The following is a 15,435-nucleotide window of genomic DNA, read 5'->3' as shown; positions in this document are numbered from 1 at the left end:
CACCACGGCTACTCTTATCATCCCCGCTTAGTTCGATCCTATCATGGATTCGCTATCGCTCAATTTGTTTGCTGCTCGTTTTCATCCCGTCACTCATCCTGTAAATGGATAGAGTGCGGGACTTCCCACTCGTATTAGTTAAACACTCACTTCTGCGCCGCCATCCATATATAAAAGATGCCATGTCAACCTTAGTCATCGTCGAATCTCCCACAAAAGCCCGTACCATTCGCAACTTCCTGCCCTCAAACTACCGTGTAGAGGCATCAATGGGCCATGTGCGCGACCTCCCATCCTCCGCCGAAGAAATACCAGAAGCCGTTAAAGGAGAAAAATGGGCGCAACTCGGCGTAAACGTGGAGGCAGACTTTGAACCCCTCTACGTCATCCCGAAAGATAAAAAGAAAATAGTCAAAGAACTCAAAGACGCCCTCAAAGACGCCACAGAACTGATTCTAGCCACTGACGAAGACCGCGAAGGCGAAAGCATTTCCTGGCATTTGCTGCAAATCCTCAAACCCAAAGTTCCCATCAAACGGATGGTATTCCACGAAATCACCCGCGAAGCCATCCGCGACGCTTTGACTCACTGTCGCGACATCGACAATCGAGTCGTACAAGCCCAAGAAACTCGGCGGATTCTAGACAGACTCGTCGGTTACACCCTTTCTCCGCTACTGTGGAAAAAAATCGCTTGGGGCTTGTCCGCAGGGCGGGTACAATCAGTGGCGGTGCGCCTGTTGGTATGCCGCGAACGGGAACGCCGCGCCTTCCGCCAAGGTAGCTACTGGGATTTAAAAGCGACTTTGACCCCCCCCAACCCCCCCCTTGGTAAGGGGGGGGCTTCGGACAATACCCCCCTTGGTAAGGGGGGGGCTTCGGACAATACCCCCCTTGGTAAGGGGGGGGCTTCGGACAATACCCCCCTTGGTAAGGGGGGACAGGGGGGTGCATTTGAAGCAAAACTGGTAACAGTAGCCAATGTAAAAGTTGCCAACGGTAGCGATTTCGATGAAAATACTGGCGGGATTATCGCAGGCCGCCGTGTACTTTTGCTGAATGAAGAACAGGCGCGGGCTTTACTGTCGCGTATTCAAAACAAACCTTGGACTGTCACCAATCTCGAAGAACGGCCAGTCACGCGCAAACCTTCGCCACCATTTACAACCTCGACTTTGCAGCAAGAAGCTAACCGCAAGCTGAGGCTGGGGGCGCGGGAAACCATGCGAATTGCCCAAAGTCTCTACGAACGCGGTTTTATCACCTATATGCGGACGGATTCGGTGCATTTATCCGAACAGGCGATTACCGCTGCCCGCAGTTGTGTCCAAGAACTGTACGGTAGCGAATACCTCAGCCCGCAACCCCGCAAATACACGACCAAAAGCAAAGGTGCTCAGGAAGCCCACGAAGCTATCCGCCCTGCTGGTAGCACTTTTCGGACTCCGCAGCAAACCGGACTAGATGGCGTTGACTTCCGCCTCTACGATTTGATTTGGAAGCGGACTGTCGCTTCTCAAATGGCTGATGCGCGCCAAACTCACGTCACGTTACTGACTCAGGTGGAAGATGCCGGTTTCCGTTCCAGCGGGAAACGCATCGATTTTCCCGGCTTTTTGCGGGCCTACGTGGAAGGTTCCGATGACCCAGATGCGGCTTTGGAAGACCAAGAGGTGATTTTGCCGGCGCTGAAAGTGGGTGATAAGCCGGTTTGCAAAGACTTGGAAGCAGTTGGCCACGAAACTCAGCCTCCCGCCCGTTTCACCGAAGCTTCACTCGTTAAAATGTTGGAAAGCGAAGGGGTAGGTCGTCCGAGTACCTATGCGAGTATTATCGGCACTATAGTCGATCGCGGTTACGCCAAATTAATCACCAACGCCTTAATTCCCACATTCACCGCTTTCGCCGTCACTACTTTATTGGAAACGCATTTTCCTGATTTAGTAGACACCGGTTTTACTTCCAGAATGGAACAAACCCTGGATGAAATTGCCACCGGCGAAGCTAAATGGCTGCCGTATTTGGACAAGTTTTATCGAGGGGAAACTGGACTTCAAACCCAAGTCAAAGAACAGGAAAGTCAAATCGATGCCAAAGTTGCCCGAACTGTGGTATTGGAGAATATTTCTGCTAAAGTTTGCATCGGTAAATACGGCGCTTACCTGGAAGCTGAAAGGGAAGAAGGGCCGGTAAAAGCATCGATTCCTCAAGATTTGACTCCGGCGGATTTAGACCCGGAACAAGTCGAGTTTCTGTTAAAGCAAAAGACTGAAGGCCCGGAACAATTGGGTCTCCACCCGGAAACTGGGGAACCGATTTTTGTGCTGATTGGCAGTTATGGGCCCTACGTTCAGTTAGGAGAAATCACTGAAACTAACAAGAAACCGAAGCGGAGTTCTTTGCCGAAGGGGACGGACAAGGATAATGTGACGTTAGAGATGGCTGTGAGCTTGCTGACACTGCCGCGCTTGTTGGGGACTCACCCGGATACGGGGGCGAAGGTGCAGGCTGCTTTGGGGATGTACGGGCCTTATGTGGTGCATGACCAGGGTAAGGTTGGTAAGGATTATCGATCGATCAAGGTTCCTGATGATGTTTTGACTATAACGCTCGATCGGGCATTGGAACTATTAGCGCAACCGAAAGCAGTTCGGGGTAGCAGCAAAACAGCGACACCTTTGAAGGAATTGGGCGCGCATCCAGAATCGGGGGAACTCCTCAATGTTTACGACGGCCGTTATGGGCCCTACGTCAAACACGGAGATATCAATGCGTCTTTGGCTAAGGATGAATCTCTGGAGAATTTCACCTTACAAAAAGCATTGGATTTGTTAGCAGCGAAGGAAGCAGCGGGCGGCGGAAAATCTAGCAAGTCGAAGAAGTCAACGAAGACAACTGCGGCGAAGTCGGAAACTGCTGCGAAGAAAACAACTACTGCGAAGAAAACCACTGCGGCGAAGAAAACAACTACTGCGGCGAAGTCGGAAACGGCGGCTAAGAAAACCACTGCTGCTAAGAAAACGACGACGACTGCGACTAAGAAGAAGACAACTTGAGTTTAGTGTAGCTTTCACTCATCGAGAAACCCGGTTTGCACGGGGGGAATGTCCCCAAGTGCGATCGGGTTTCTTTGTGGGTAAGAGACTTGACAAATTTAGGTTTGTAGTAAGGACTTCAGTCATTAAAATTTGGTTTTAGTCTATGTTATACTTATTGTTAGAGGTGAAATAATTCTTCGCCTTCTGGGTTCTGTTTGGGATGAACAGCGATCGCGACATTTACCAAAAGGCTTGATGCAATGGTTCAGAAAATTGCCCTATTCAACCACAAGGGCGGGGTTAGTAAGACCACAACTACGTTTAATCTAGGCTGGATGCTTGCTGAGAAAGGAAAAAGAGTGATTCTTGTGGATACCGATCCACAATGTAACCTCACTGGCATCGCTCTGGGAGAAGCAACTGAGGATGATGAGGCAAGAATTCAAGAAATCTACAATACCACCTCAAACATAAAGACAGGACTCGCTCCCGCTTTTGAGTCACAACCAAAAGCAATTGAAGCTGTGGATTGTATCCCAATACAACGTCGGGATGATTTATTTCTTCTACCTGGTAATGTTGGTTTGGCTGAGTATGAAGTGACACTAGGTATTGCTCAAGAATTAAGTGGCTCAATTCAAACTCTGAAGAATTTACCAGGTTCTATCAATGATTTGCTTGAAAAGACAGCGACTAAGTTTAATGCAGATTATATGCTGATTGATATGAGTCCAAGCTTAGGTTCAATTAATCAGAATCTGCTGATGATCAGTGACTTTTTCTTAGTGCCTACTACTGCTGACTTTTTCTCCGTGATGGCAATCGACTCTTTGGCTAAGGTCTTGCCAAGATGGTATGCCTGGGCAAAGTCGGCAAGCTCACTCCAAATCCTGAAAGAAGCAAATTATCCGTTTCCTGACATTACTCTACGTTTTTTAGGGACAATTGTTCAGAACTATCGAATCATTCGAGGCAAAGAAACTGCTGCTTTCCAAACCTGGATTGAGAAGATTGAGAAAACTGTTTCTGACAAATTGATTCCCACCCTACGCCAAAGCAATATGATGCTGCCAGACCAGGCTTACCGGGAGCAGAAACTTAATGACAGCCTCTCCCTTGCGAAGATTTCAAACTTTAACAGTCTGATTGCTCTGTCTCAAGAACATCGAACACCAGTTTATGCCTTAACGCCTCAGCAATTGGTACAACAAGGGGTTGTCTTGGAGCAAAACCAGAAGAAGCAGGAAGAGTTTAGACAAACTTTTTCAGACTTAGCAGATAAAATCATTGCATTAAGTTCAGAAAGCTCCGTATATGCAGTCAGCGCTTGACCAATTTCGTATTAGCATTAGTCGCGTCCGAGACCTAATTGCCCTTCATAATTCCGTTAAAGCTCAAGCTACTGGTGCGCTAGATGTGTCAGATATGCTACGAGCCGCGCTAGTTCTTGCAGTGAGCGCGTTGGATTATTACGTGCATGAGGTTGTAACGTTAGGAATGTTAGAAATTCATCGAGGAGAACGTTCTGAACCAACGCCTTCAGCAAATACTACTCAGTCAGCATTCTCACGTTTTCAAGTGTCGTTGGGTGGCGCTCGTCAGGAGCGATTAGCGGCGATTGATATTGCCTCATGGCTTGAAACTGAAATTGAACAAACTCACGGTTATGCTTTTCTCCAACAATCTTATACAGTTGCAGCCTTAATCCCTGCAATATCAAGTAGCGTTGTGAAGAGGCTGAATAATGCCTCTTGGTTGGAAGATGAGATTAGGGAACGTCTGGGATATCAGAGCTTCCAGCAGGCAGACAAAATTGCTGATGCAATCAGATATATTTCAGACAAAAAGTTGTGGGATGAGGTGGCTAAGAAGATAAGCAGACCAGCACAAGATATTAAGCAACAACTCAATTCCATAGTTGATCGGAGAAATAAGATTGCTCATGAAGCTGATATAGATCCAAGTTTTAACATCGGAGATAGATGGAATATTGATGAGGTGCTTGTTGGGGATGCAGTAGACTTTATTGAACAGATTGTTGAGAGCATTCATCAAGTCCTGTGAATGTAAAAAGAATTGACACGATCCTAGAGCTATATCAGGAAGTTGCTTTAACTCGTGACTTACCAGAATAGGACTTACGCATGGGGCCTCACAAACCGGGTTTTTTAGAGAATCTGTCACTGGAAAATTTTCATACTTTTCCTGGTTAAAAATTGACACATATCCAAACCATGAACTATATTAAAGACATGGATGCAGCAGACACGATCTAATCATGACATCCCGTTACCTACGAGGGTCGAGGAATTCCGGTAAAGACGTTCTGAATACCAAAATTTATATTTTGGCGAAGGCTCATTAACGAGCCTTTGTTATTTTAGGGCTTCGGTTTTTGCATATCGAACTTTTAATAAAATTTGAATTAAGGGCGATCCTCTTCGAGGGCTTCGCTAACGCATATTTCGAGATTTGGATTGAGGCCGATCGCATATTTTGCGCGAACCATTATGCAGTAGTATGAATTTGTCTCTTTGAGTGCAAATCTTTCATGCGGCGGGATTCAATCTTCTACAAACTGTTCGGACAAGCGCCCACTTTGCTGTTCGATCTACTGGCGACAACTCCAGCAAATGCTGCCAATTATCGCTTTGACTCGGTTGCAGTCAAAGAACCTAAATTTGAAATTGACGGCGTATTTTTGCCCCCAGAATCTGAGGAACCGGGCATTGTCTATTTTTGTGAAGTTCAGTTTCAGAAAGACGAACAGCTTTACGAACGGTTGTTTGGCGAATCGTTTTTATACTTTTACCGCAATCGCAGTCGTTACAGCGATTGGCAAGCTGTGGTAATTTATCCATCACGCAACGTCGAACAAAGCGATGTTTATCCTTATCGAGCTTTGCTCAACAGCAATCAGGTGCATCGGGTGTGCTTGGATGAGTTGGGGGATATTCGCGCTTTGCCTTTAGGGATTGCGCTGATGGTGTTGACGACTGTCGGGGAGACTCAAGCACCAGCAGAAGCAAGATATTTGCTGGGCAGAGTGCAGCAAGAAGTTCCACCAGCAGCAGGTCGCGAGATTATAGATATAATAGCAACTATTATGTCGTACAAATTTACATCGTTGAGTCGAGCCGAGGTGGAATCAATGTTGGGAATTACATTACAGGAAACGAGATTCTATCAAGAAGCTAAGGCGGAAGGACGGCAGGAAGGACGGCAGGAAGGACGGCAGGCAGAAGCCTGTGCCCTGATTGTCCGACAATTAACCCGTCGGTTGCGGCAAGAACTTTCTGAGGAAATGCGATCGCGCCTTGCTAATCTGCCCTTGCTAGTGCTCGAAGATTTGAGTGAAGCGCTGTTGGATTTTGCTACTATGGCGGATTTGGAGGCTTGGTTGGAGGTGCAGCAGTCGGAAAGATAAGAATTTAGCGAGTTATTGAGGGCTTAAATAGCTAATTCACTTTACTCGCTAAATTAAGATATGGACGGCGGCCCAGAACGATAGACTCGAATCACTTTTCCCGTCAATGTCTCAGCAGTAGATATTGCATCATGAATATTGGCAGTCAGTTTAGCAATATCGTCATCTCGCGTGCAGGCAATAATACCAGAGTGGTCAGGTTCCAGCTTATGCAGTTGAAAGAAATCGCGCCGATTGACGGTCAAAACAGCCCTATTTTGAGTGATCGCAAATGCTAATACATCCTCATCAGGTAGTCCAGCATTTCCTGCTTCTTGAACAGTCAGGACATCATGCCCCAAAGACCGCAGATTTTGCACAACTTGTCGGGGAAATTGTTCGTCTGCATAGATACGCGCCATAGGTTTATTTGAGATTTGCAGGTGTATCTAAGATTTCGTCAGCATCATCTTGCTGTCGAATTGCTTCCTCAATTTCGTCTGGATAAGCTTCAGTATAAGCCCAAACATTTACTAAATCAGCAGCACTGAGCTGGGGATAGCAATCTAGGATAAAAGCATCGGTAGCGCCGTCATTTCGATAGCTGGCGAGTAACCAAACGGGAATGCGAGTGTTGTCAATACAAGCATCACCGCCCATCACGCCGGGAGTTTTTGCGATCGGGCGGCCGCTGTTTTTCAAACTCTGGGTTAAGATGCTGATGGCCTCAGCTTTTTCGATCGGCGTTAAGGCCAAAAGTTGTGCTTCTAATTCTGGGATTGTCATAAAGCTTATTTGATTTAGGAATTAGGTATCTATTTGATATTGTAGGGCGATCGCCCGCATCAGTTTTTTATCCTGGTACGTTGACTCCGCCTACAATGAAGACGTGTGATATCAAATCCGGTAACATCGGAATTATTCATCTCTCTTATCTCCCTCTGTGTTCTCTGCGTTCTAGTAAGGTTAAATCATTCCGATGCAGCCGGAAACGATATGACCTCCTGCAAAAATCCTTTTAATTAAATTTCAGGACGAACAAAATGCCCATCCCACAACAAAAAAAAGATTTGTGTGGGATGGGCATTTTGCCCGTCTTAGCTATTTTTGCGAGAGGTCTGTGATTTGATTGATGACAGACAAGGTTGCCAGATATTATATTAACCGATCGCTCTTTTTACTCAAAAAGCGCGATCGGCAAAACGATATTAGATCAGGATTGGGGTGAAATCAGTCGAGGCGATCGCACTTGGAATCACGCCTTTGAGAGTTGCTAACAGTTGATCGCTATTTGCAAGGCGGATTAATGTATCGCTGCCACTAGCAGTAATACTTAATTGGTTAAAGCCCAAACCGCCAGACAATCCAATTAAATCTTGACCTTTTCTGAAGTCAAGAATTATATCGCTTGACTGATTGCCTACTAACACAAAAGTATCATTACCACTGCCACCCGTTAGCGTATCATCGCCAGCACCGCCGTACAGCAAATCATTGCCAGCGCCACCGGTGAGGATGTCATTGCCCTTGCCCCCGTACAGCGTATCGTTGCCAGCGCATCCGTCAAGAACATCGTTGTCGCTGTCGCCGGATAACCAGTCGTTGCCATCACCGCCACAGAGAGTGTCCTTACCTTGACCACCAAAGAGAGTATCGCGATCGCCTTCACCTAATAGTAGATCGTTGTCTTTGCCACCAAAGATAGAATCGCTGCCGCTGCCGCCCAAAATCGTGTCGTTACCTGAGTCGCCACTTAGCCAATCGTTGTCAGCGTCGCCCAGAATGACATCGTTATCTTTGCCACCGTATGCTGTGTCGTCGCCCGGGCCACCAGTTATGCGATCGCTGCCACCCAAGCCAAAAAGCCTGTCATTGCCCGCCAAACCGCTGATCGCATCTTTGCTTGCGCTGCCTGCGATCGAGTCGTTACCAGCAGTCCCGGTGCGAGTAACATCAGTCACTAACAAGGTGATGTTACTCAAATCCAAGCTATCGCAGAGGCAAGTATCTATATCGGGAGTGGGTGTTGGTGTTGGTGTTGGTGCAGGTGTTGCTGTTGTTGGTACAGTCGTCGGTGTTGGTGTAGGTGTTGGTGCAGGTGTTGGTGTAGGTGTTGGTGCAGGTGTTGGTGTAGGTGTTGGTGCAGGTGTTGGTGTAGGTGTTGGTGCAGGTGTTGGTGTTGGTGTTGGTATTGGTATTGGTATTGGTACAGTCGTGGGTGTTGGTGCAGGTGTTGGTATTGGCGTTGGTGCAGGTGTTGGTGTTGGTGCGGGTGTTGGTGTTGACAACGCCGTAACATTCCGAGGGTTGAAACCAGTTGTATCTATGAGTAGCGATTGAGGGAAACTCGTCGCTACGTTTTGCCACGGCGTCAACTTGAAATTCGTGCTGAAATTCTCGTTTTGACTATCAAAAACCTGCGGATCGTTGAATCCATCCTGAGTCACCAACAAACCGGAGGGGAAATTAGGTCCTAAAGGCACATTAACAACATCAGCGCCGTCAGATTGCTGGTTGCTGTCGATCGCACCATTAGTACCGATCGCAAATTCACCGATAAATCCATTACTGCCACCGCGATCGTACACTGCAAACGTGTTGCTTCCCTGGCTGGAGGCGAGAAGATAACCTTTACCGTTCTCTCCGTAATAGATGGTCAGTCCTTCCACATCATCTACCAGTACAGTACCGCCTTGCGCCCGCGTGCGATCGATTAGCGTGCCAGTAGAACTGCCAGTAGGTTCTGCCGAGTATTTCCAGATGCCAACATCTTCCTGTCCGACATACAGGAATCCTAATTGTTGGTCGGCAACCATACCTTCTAGTTGAGGCGATCGTCCAGCCGGTACTGCCGGTGGATTAGCTACAGTAAAATTCCGTACTAGCTTAGCACCTACTTGACCGGAAGCAGTTGCAGACAGTTCAAACTGTGCGACATCTCCAGTATTGCGGCGGTTGACAAAAACGTAAGATTTGCCAGTCGTCAGAGAACGGTACGAAGTTAAACCGTAGGCATTACTTTCGTCAGTAGAAGCTGCGGCGCTAAACGTCGGCGTGCGGAAGAGAGTACCAATGCTAGGATCGGTGATATCTTTGAGAGTCTGACCTGGAGTAGCCGGATTGGGATCGATCTGGAAAATAGCTAATTTGTCATTGCGCCGATCGCTAGCGATCGCCAAATCCACCGTGCGATCGCCAATCTTGAAACCATACACCAGATCGACATTGTTATAGCGAATGCGATCGGTAGCTGAAACCCCAGGATTAATCGACTGCAACAGATTTCCCTGCAAATCGTACACCCGCAACCCAGCATTTTTCGCCGTCGCCACCACCAAACTCTTACCAGGATCTGTAGGGTGAACGTAAATCGCCGGATCGTCCGCATCTGCCCGCAGTTGTGCCGACACATTCGGATCGTCCAACAGTGGAGGCGTTGTTTCCACCGTTGGTTTTGCCACCCCTACCGGAGTAGCTAAAACTAACTGACCGCCTTCTGCGTGGTTCCCCCGCAAAATTGTAGTGCTAGTTCCCGAATTTCTGATCGTGTGGGCCTGAACGTCAAACAGATAAGAACTTTGGCTGGAGTTCGACCCAAAAGCAACAATCCCAGAAGATTCCCATTCACCGGGCGTGGTGAAGTTATTAAAGTTGGCACCTCCGGCATTTTCGTTAATCTCAAACAGCGGTGACACCGTTCGAGCACCTAAAGCCAGACCATTATTGGCAGCAATATTGTACGACCAGACCCGGCCGTCGCGTTTTTCTGCCTTCATCACCTCACCGCCAAATGCCGTCTCGTCTTCCTGAAGCAAGACATTGCCTTGGGCGTCTACAGTAATGTTGTCGTAGCTGACACCCTTACCAGGGCCTCCTTCCAGCAACAATTCAAAATTGCTAATTTGGCCTGTCGGATTAGTAGCATTTAAACTGAAACGATAGAGTTTGCCGTAAGGATTTTCCGCCTGACTGGCGGTAGTCGTTGTAGTGCTTACTCCGGGCAAATTATTCGTCCCAGTAGTAACAAAGTAGAATGTACCGGGGTTTTTGGGGTCTTCAGCAATATCTTCCAATCGGCGGAAGTTAGTTGAACGTCCAGAGGCATTCACCCAATTACTCAAGGCAGTACCATCAGCAACCACGCTAGGGTCTACCTCAGTCCAAGTTCCAGTCATCGCGCCAGTTTTGGAAACTTGTCCTTCGTTGTCAATGGTTCCCACACGCAGGACATACAATTTCCCGTTGTTAAATCCGTTGGGGTCAGCAGCGGTTTGATCTCCAACGAACATATAAAGTTCGCCGTCGCTGGAGTCTTCAGTAGAGATCAGAACCGTCTTTTTGCTGGCGTTACCAGCGCGGTACTGAGAAGCAGAAACGACATTTTCTTTAGAATAGCGTCCCAAGCCATTAAGGGCGATCGCAGTTCCATCCGGCCTGACTGCAAAACCACGGCTAGCCGAATCAGTTTCTTCTGGCGCAAACCAAATCGGTGTAGAGTTACCACTGCTGTCAACAAACCCAGAATCAGCCAAGTATCCCGAACAGAAGCGGCCAAAATTCAAAGTTTCCGGGCCCGTGCTACTTTGGAAGCTGTAGTTTCCGCTTGTTAAATCCAGGGCAAATGTTTTTGTACCGTCTTGAACTCGTTCAATTAAATTCCGACCGCCGATCGCCTTCCAATTTGAGTCAAACTCAAATAACGAGACTCTGGCACCTTTGATTTTGGAACCTGCTGCTGTGCTAGAAATGTCTGTGGTTGTTGTATTACCTAATTCGTGGTTGACCCAGACATAGAAGTTACCGTTGGGACGTTGTTGAATACCTAAACCATCGGGAATGCCTGTGAAAGCATAGCGATTGGTTGTGTTGGCGGTGTAGCTGCCAAAATTTCCAGTCAATTGGGGAATTTCGTCGCCTACTGTCAAGAGAGGGGTCAGTTTGTAACCTGCACTCAGATTGCTGTCACTGATATTGTTGACGTAAGTAGGGGCGGCGGTATTGCCGTTAATATTAGTCATAGGTTTGCCGATTAGTTCTTAAGAAATGACGTGGAAATTTTGCTCTGATCTGCCTAGCTGCCAGGATTTGACGCCCGTCGCATCCCAAAACCGGGCATATCAATAATCAATATCCACAAGAAGTTTCCCATACTTTTATTAAAAATAAGTACAGATTTAGGTTAAGTTATAGTTATATAAACGCTCACCTCATAGCAGGTTGTAACTCCACTTGACCGGAATTCGTTAAATGTTAAATCGAGAGTTTAAATATAGATTAATTTCCTGGAGCGTATCTATCTTTGACTAATAACTGTCTCCCCCTCCGCCTCAACTCATCGACTTTTAAACTTGTATCCGGCTGACAAAACTCATCCAGCAACTAAAAAAAATACTCAAATTTCTCCCTTTCATCCACTTAGTAAATCATGATAATTTTTGACTTACTATAGCAATCGATGCCGAATTGGTGCACATTCCTCTTTCTCTCTACTCTCTAATCTCTTCCTCTGCGCCCTCTGTGCCTCTGCGGTTCATTAAAAACAAGCCAGTTCACCATTAAAATAGCATTGCTATATCTTTTGAAGTTGTTGATAAATTTCTGATGGTAAATCATTCTGACATCTACCTTAAGAAGTATCTTTTGGGAACTTGCAGAACACATCCAACGAGGCGCAGCACCTGCGGAGAAGACGCGCAGTACGCACCATAAAGTTATAAGTCCTATTTTCTATTGCCAAATTCCTTGAACCCTCGCAAATTGTCGCTTTTCTTCCCTCAATATTGAGTGATGTTTAGACAAAAATTAACCTTAATTTAAACTTTGATTTAGACAAAAACAAGCTACAATTAACTTGTATACTGGCCAAACATGGAGTCAAAATAAACAGTGTTACAAGTAACAAAATAATATCCCACGTCAGTGAAAATAACGATAAAACTTCAAAACAAAGTCGAACGATAAATAACCAAAACACAGGATTGAATCGCATATGATGCTAGGAACCACCGAAATCCCGCAATTAAAACCGCTTTCCGACTCAGAACTAGGCAAAATCAACGCTTACTGGCGGGCCGCCAACTACCTTTCCGTCGGACAAATCTATCTCCTCGACAATCCACTACTCAAAGAACCCCTCAAACTCGAACACGTCAAACCCAGACTCCTCGGACATTGGGGCACCACTCCAGGCCTCAACTTCATCTACGTGCACCTCAACCGCCTCATCAAAGCCCAAGACTTAAACGCTATCTACATCGCAGGCCCAGGACACGGCGGGCCAGGCTTGGTGGCCAACACTTACTTGGAAGGAACTTATACCGAGTATTATCCGAATATTTCCCAAGATGCTGAGGGGATGAAACGACTGTTCAAACAGTTTTCCTTCCCCGGCGGTATTCCCAGCCACGTCGCGCCGGAAACTCCGGGTTCGATTCACGAAGGCGGCGAACTAGGCTACGCCCTCGTCCACGCTTATGGGGCGGTATTGGATAATCCCGACTTGATCGTGGCGGCAGTTGTCGGCGACGGGGAAGCAGAAACCGGCCCGCTGGCTGCTAGCTGGCATTCTAACAAGTTCCTCAACCCGGTTCGGGATGGGGCCGTGTTGCCGATTTTGCACCTGAATGGCTACAAAATTGCCAATCCAACGCTGTTGGCCCGCATTCCCCGCGAGGAGTTGGAAAGTTTGATGGTCGGTTATGGGTACAAACCTTATTGGGTGGAAGGATCGGACCCGGAAACGATGCACCAGTTGATGGCTGCAACGATGGATACGGCGATCGACGAAATTAAGGCGATTCAGGAGAAAGCCCGGAATGAGGGCTATGCCGATCGCCCGCAGTGGCCGATGATTGTGATGAAAACTCCCAAAGGCTGGACAGGACCCAAGGAGGTTGACGGTAAGAAAACTGAGGGCTCGTGGCGATCGCACCAAGTTCCATTAGCTGAAATGGCTTCTAAGCCTGGCCACGTCCAACTCCTGGAAGATTGGATGAAAAGCTACAAGCCGGAAGAACTGTTTGATGACAAGGGTAAACTGATTGCAGAATTAGCAGAATTAGCGCCCAAGGGCGATCGACGCATGGGGGCAAATCCGCACGCTAACGGCGGTCTGCTGCTGCGAGACTTGAAAATGCCAAAATTTGCAGACTACGCCGTAGACGTGCAAAAACCAGGCACTGTAATGGCAGAAGCAACCCGCGTGACTGGTCGCTTTCTGCGTGATGTGATGAAACTCAATCAGGAGAACCAGAATTTCCGCATTGTCGGGCCCGACGAGACTGCGTCAAACCGCCTCGATCCAGTGTTTGAGGTGACTGGCCGGGAGTGGATGGGTAGTGTTTTACCGGAGGACGACGAGCACTTGTCTCCCGACGGGCGGGTGATGGAAGTCCTCAGCGAACATCTGTGTCAGGGTTGGCTGGAAGGCTATTTGCTAACAGGAAGGCACGGCTTTTTCTCCTGCTACGAAGCATTTATTCATATCATTGATTCGATGTTCAACCAACACGCTAAATGGTTGAAAACTACTCGCGATATTCCTTGGCGCAGACCGATCGCCTCTCTCAACTACCTGCTAACATCTCACGTTTGGCGGCAAGACCACAATGGTTTTTCGCACCAAGATCCGGGTTTTATCGACCACGTAATTAACAAGAAAGCGGAGGTTGTGCGGATTTATTTGCCACCGGATGCGAACACTTTGCTATCAGTAACTGACCACTGTCTCCGCAGCCGCCACTACGTGAACGTAATTATTGCTGGGAAGCAGCCGGCTTTGCAATATTTGGATATGGATGCTGCGATTAAACACTGCACGGCTGGTATCGGGATTTGGGAGTGGGCTAGCAATGATAAAGGCGGCGAACCGGATGTGGTAATGGCTTGTGCGGGTGATGTTCCGACGCTGGAAACTTTGGCGGCTGTTGACCTTTTGCGCCAATATTTCCCCGATTTGAAAGTGCGGGTGGTGAATGTGGTGGATTTGATGACGCTTCAGCCTTCGACAGAACATCCTCACGGTTTGTCTGACAAGGATTTTGATGCTTTGTTCACGACAGATAAGCCGGTGATTTTTGCTTTTCACGGCTATCCTTGGTTGATTCACCGATTGACTTATCGCCGCAAAAATCACCCGAATATTCACGTTCGGGGTTATAAGGAAGAGGGTACGACTACGACGCCCTTTGATATGGTGGTGATGAACGATCTCGATCGCTTCCATTTGGTTGGAGATGCGATCGATCGCGTGCCTAAACTGGGTTATGGTGCGGCTTATGTCAAACAGGCGCTGCGCGACAAGCTGATCGACCACAAGCAATACATTACCAAACACGGCGACGATATGCCGGAAATCCGCGATTGGAAGTGGCCGCACGGGGGTGCGGTTGAGTCGGAAACGCCCAAGGAAACGAAAGATCCGACGGCGACAGGAGATCAAACAGTGCGATCGGGTGCACCTGGGTAATTTTGATTAAGAAATCTCTCGTTAGTCCGCGAGTCCGCCAGGGGTTGAAAACCCCTGTCTCATAGCAAAAGTCGGTTGAAACCGACTATCGATTTTAGGAATTAAGTGGTTTATTTAATTGGCTTTTCAGTCCTCTTTCAGAGGACTTTCGCTATGAGACGGGGGTTTTTAACCCCCGACGGACTTGCGGGTTAATCAATATTCATGCCGCCATCTGCGTTATTGAGGCTAACGCGCGATCGAGTAATACCTCAACTTGGGCGCGAGTTACTCCCGGAAACCATTCGAGAAACTGGTCAATAGAGGCTCCATCTTTAAGATTCTCGAAAAAGGCGGCAACAGGTACGCGCGTTCCCCGAAATACCCATGCACCACTCACCTTGGTTGGATGACGTTCAATGACTTCAAATAGGTCTGTAGTCTGCATGACATTCCTCGCTTGTTGCGGATGAAGTAAAACAACTAAGATATAATTAATCTTAGCATAAATCAACGGTGATTTAGGATGAGTACATTCCAAAGAG

At 47.6% G+C, this 15,435-nt stretch carries 9 protein-coding genes; 5 read left to right on the top strand and 4 right to left on the bottom strand.

Annotation, left to right across the window (positions count from 1 at the left end; genetic code table 11):
* Window positions 1-182 precede the first annotated feature (182 nt).
* The 4 genes from topA to AAFP11_RS04395 all read left to right on the top strand — a co-directional run bounded on the left by topA (window position 183) and on the right by AAFP11_RS04395 (window position 6,465).
* Window positions 183-3,056 carry a type I DNA topoisomerase gene (topA, locus tag AAFP11_RS04410; protein WP_341735937.1) on the top strand — a complete coding sequence of 958 codons (2,874 nt, stop codon included), beginning with the start codon at window positions 183-185 and terminating at the stop codon, window positions 3,054-3,056.
* A gap of 242 nt (window positions 3,057-3,298) precedes the next feature.
* Entirely contained in the window at window positions 3,299-4,369 is a 1,071-nt protein-coding gene (locus AAFP11_RS04405; RefSeq protein ID WP_341735936.1) for an AAA family ATPase, read from the top strand.
* Window positions 4,353-5,102 carry a HEPN domain-containing protein gene (locus AAFP11_RS04400; RefSeq protein ID WP_341735935.1) on the top strand — a complete coding sequence of 250 codons (750 nt, stop codon included), beginning with the start codon at window positions 4,353-4,355 and terminating at the stop codon, window positions 5,100-5,102. The genes AAFP11_RS04405 and AAFP11_RS04400 overlap by 17 nt, the downstream gene beginning before the upstream one ends.
* A gap of 487 nt (window positions 5,103-5,589) precedes the next feature.
* Window positions 5,590-6,465, top strand: coding sequence for an Rpn family recombination-promoting nuclease/putative transposase (locus tag AAFP11_RS04395; RefSeq protein ID WP_341735934.1), 876 nt, complete (start codon window positions 5,590-5,592; stop codon window positions 6,463-6,465).
* Between the two features lie 53 nt (window positions 6,466-6,518).
* Here the strand turns inward: AAFP11_RS04395 and AAFP11_RS04390 are convergent, their stop codons facing one another.
* From AAFP11_RS04390 to AAFP11_RS04380, 3 genes are all read right to left on the bottom strand, one after another.
* The gene (locus AAFP11_RS04390) at window positions 6,519-6,866 is read right to left on the bottom strand and encodes a DUF5615 family PIN-like protein (protein ID WP_341735933.1); all 348 of its coding nucleotides are present in this window, start codon (window positions 6,864-6,866) and stop codon (window positions 6,519-6,521) included.
* Window positions 6,867-6,870: 4 nt separating this feature from the next.
* Window positions 6,871-7,230, bottom strand: a complete 360-nt coding sequence (locus AAFP11_RS04385; protein ID WP_341735932.1) for a DUF433 domain-containing protein — start codon at window positions 7,228-7,230, stop codon at window positions 6,871-6,873.
* Between the two features lie 422 nt (window positions 7,231-7,652).
* Entirely contained in the window at window positions 7,653-11,462 is a 3,810-nt protein-coding gene (locus tag AAFP11_RS04380; protein WP_341735931.1) for a phytase, read from the bottom strand.
* 971 nt (window positions 11,463-12,433) lie between these two features.
* Here AAFP11_RS04380 and AAFP11_RS04375 point away from each other — a divergent pair.
* Window positions 12,434-14,911, top strand: a complete 2,478-nt coding sequence (locus AAFP11_RS04375; protein ID WP_341735930.1) for a phosphoketolase family protein — start codon at window positions 12,434-12,436, stop codon at window positions 14,909-14,911.
* 202 nt (window positions 14,912-15,113) lie between these two features.
* On the opposite strand, the gene AAFP11_RS04370 is transcribed toward AAFP11_RS04375, so the two are convergent.
* Window positions 15,114-15,338, bottom strand: coding sequence for a DUF433 domain-containing protein (locus AAFP11_RS04370; protein WP_341735929.1), 225 nt, complete (start codon window positions 15,336-15,338; stop codon window positions 15,114-15,116).
* Window positions 15,339-15,435 lie beyond the last annotated feature (97 nt).

The organism is Microcoleus sp. CAWBG640 (assembly GCF_020883015.1).
GTDB lineage: Bacteria > Cyanobacteriota > Cyanobacteriia > Cyanobacteriales > Microcoleaceae > Microcoleus > Microcoleus anatoxicus.
The sequence above is the reverse complement of the archived record's forward strand: the minus strand, read 5'-3'. Positions and strand labels throughout refer to the sequence as shown.

Coding starts and splice junctions, on each gene's coding strand:
- topA (WP_341735937.1), top strand. CDS start 183: ATGTCAACCTTAGTCATCGTCGAATCTCCCACAAAAGCCCGTACCATT.
- AAFP11_RS04405 (WP_341735936.1), top strand. CDS start 3,299: ATGGTTCAGAAAATTGCCCTATTCAACCACAAGGGCGGGGTTAGTAAG.
- AAFP11_RS04400 (WP_341735935.1), top strand. CDS start 4,353: ATGCAGTCAGCGCTTGACCAATTTCGTATTAGCATTAGTCGCGTCCGA.
- AAFP11_RS04395 (WP_341735934.1), top strand. CDS start 5,590: ATGCGGCGGGATTCAATCTTCTACAAACTGTTCGGACAAGCGCCCACT.
- AAFP11_RS04390 (WP_341735933.1), bottom strand. CDS start 6,866: ATGGCGCGTATCTATGCAGACGAACAATTTCCCCGACAAGTTGTGCAA.
- AAFP11_RS04385 (WP_341735932.1), bottom strand. CDS start 7,230: ATGACAATCCCAGAATTAGAAGCACAACTTTTGGCCTTAACGCCGATC.
- AAFP11_RS04380 (WP_341735931.1), bottom strand. CDS start 11,462: ATGACTAATATTAACGGCAATACCGCCGCCCCTACTTACGTCAACAAT.
- AAFP11_RS04375 (WP_341735930.1), top strand. CDS start 12,434: ATGATGCTAGGAACCACCGAAATCCCGCAATTAAAACCGCTTTCCGAC.
- AAFP11_RS04370 (WP_341735929.1), bottom strand. CDS start 15,338: ATGCAGACTACAGACCTATTTGAAGTCATTGAACGTCATCCAACCAAG.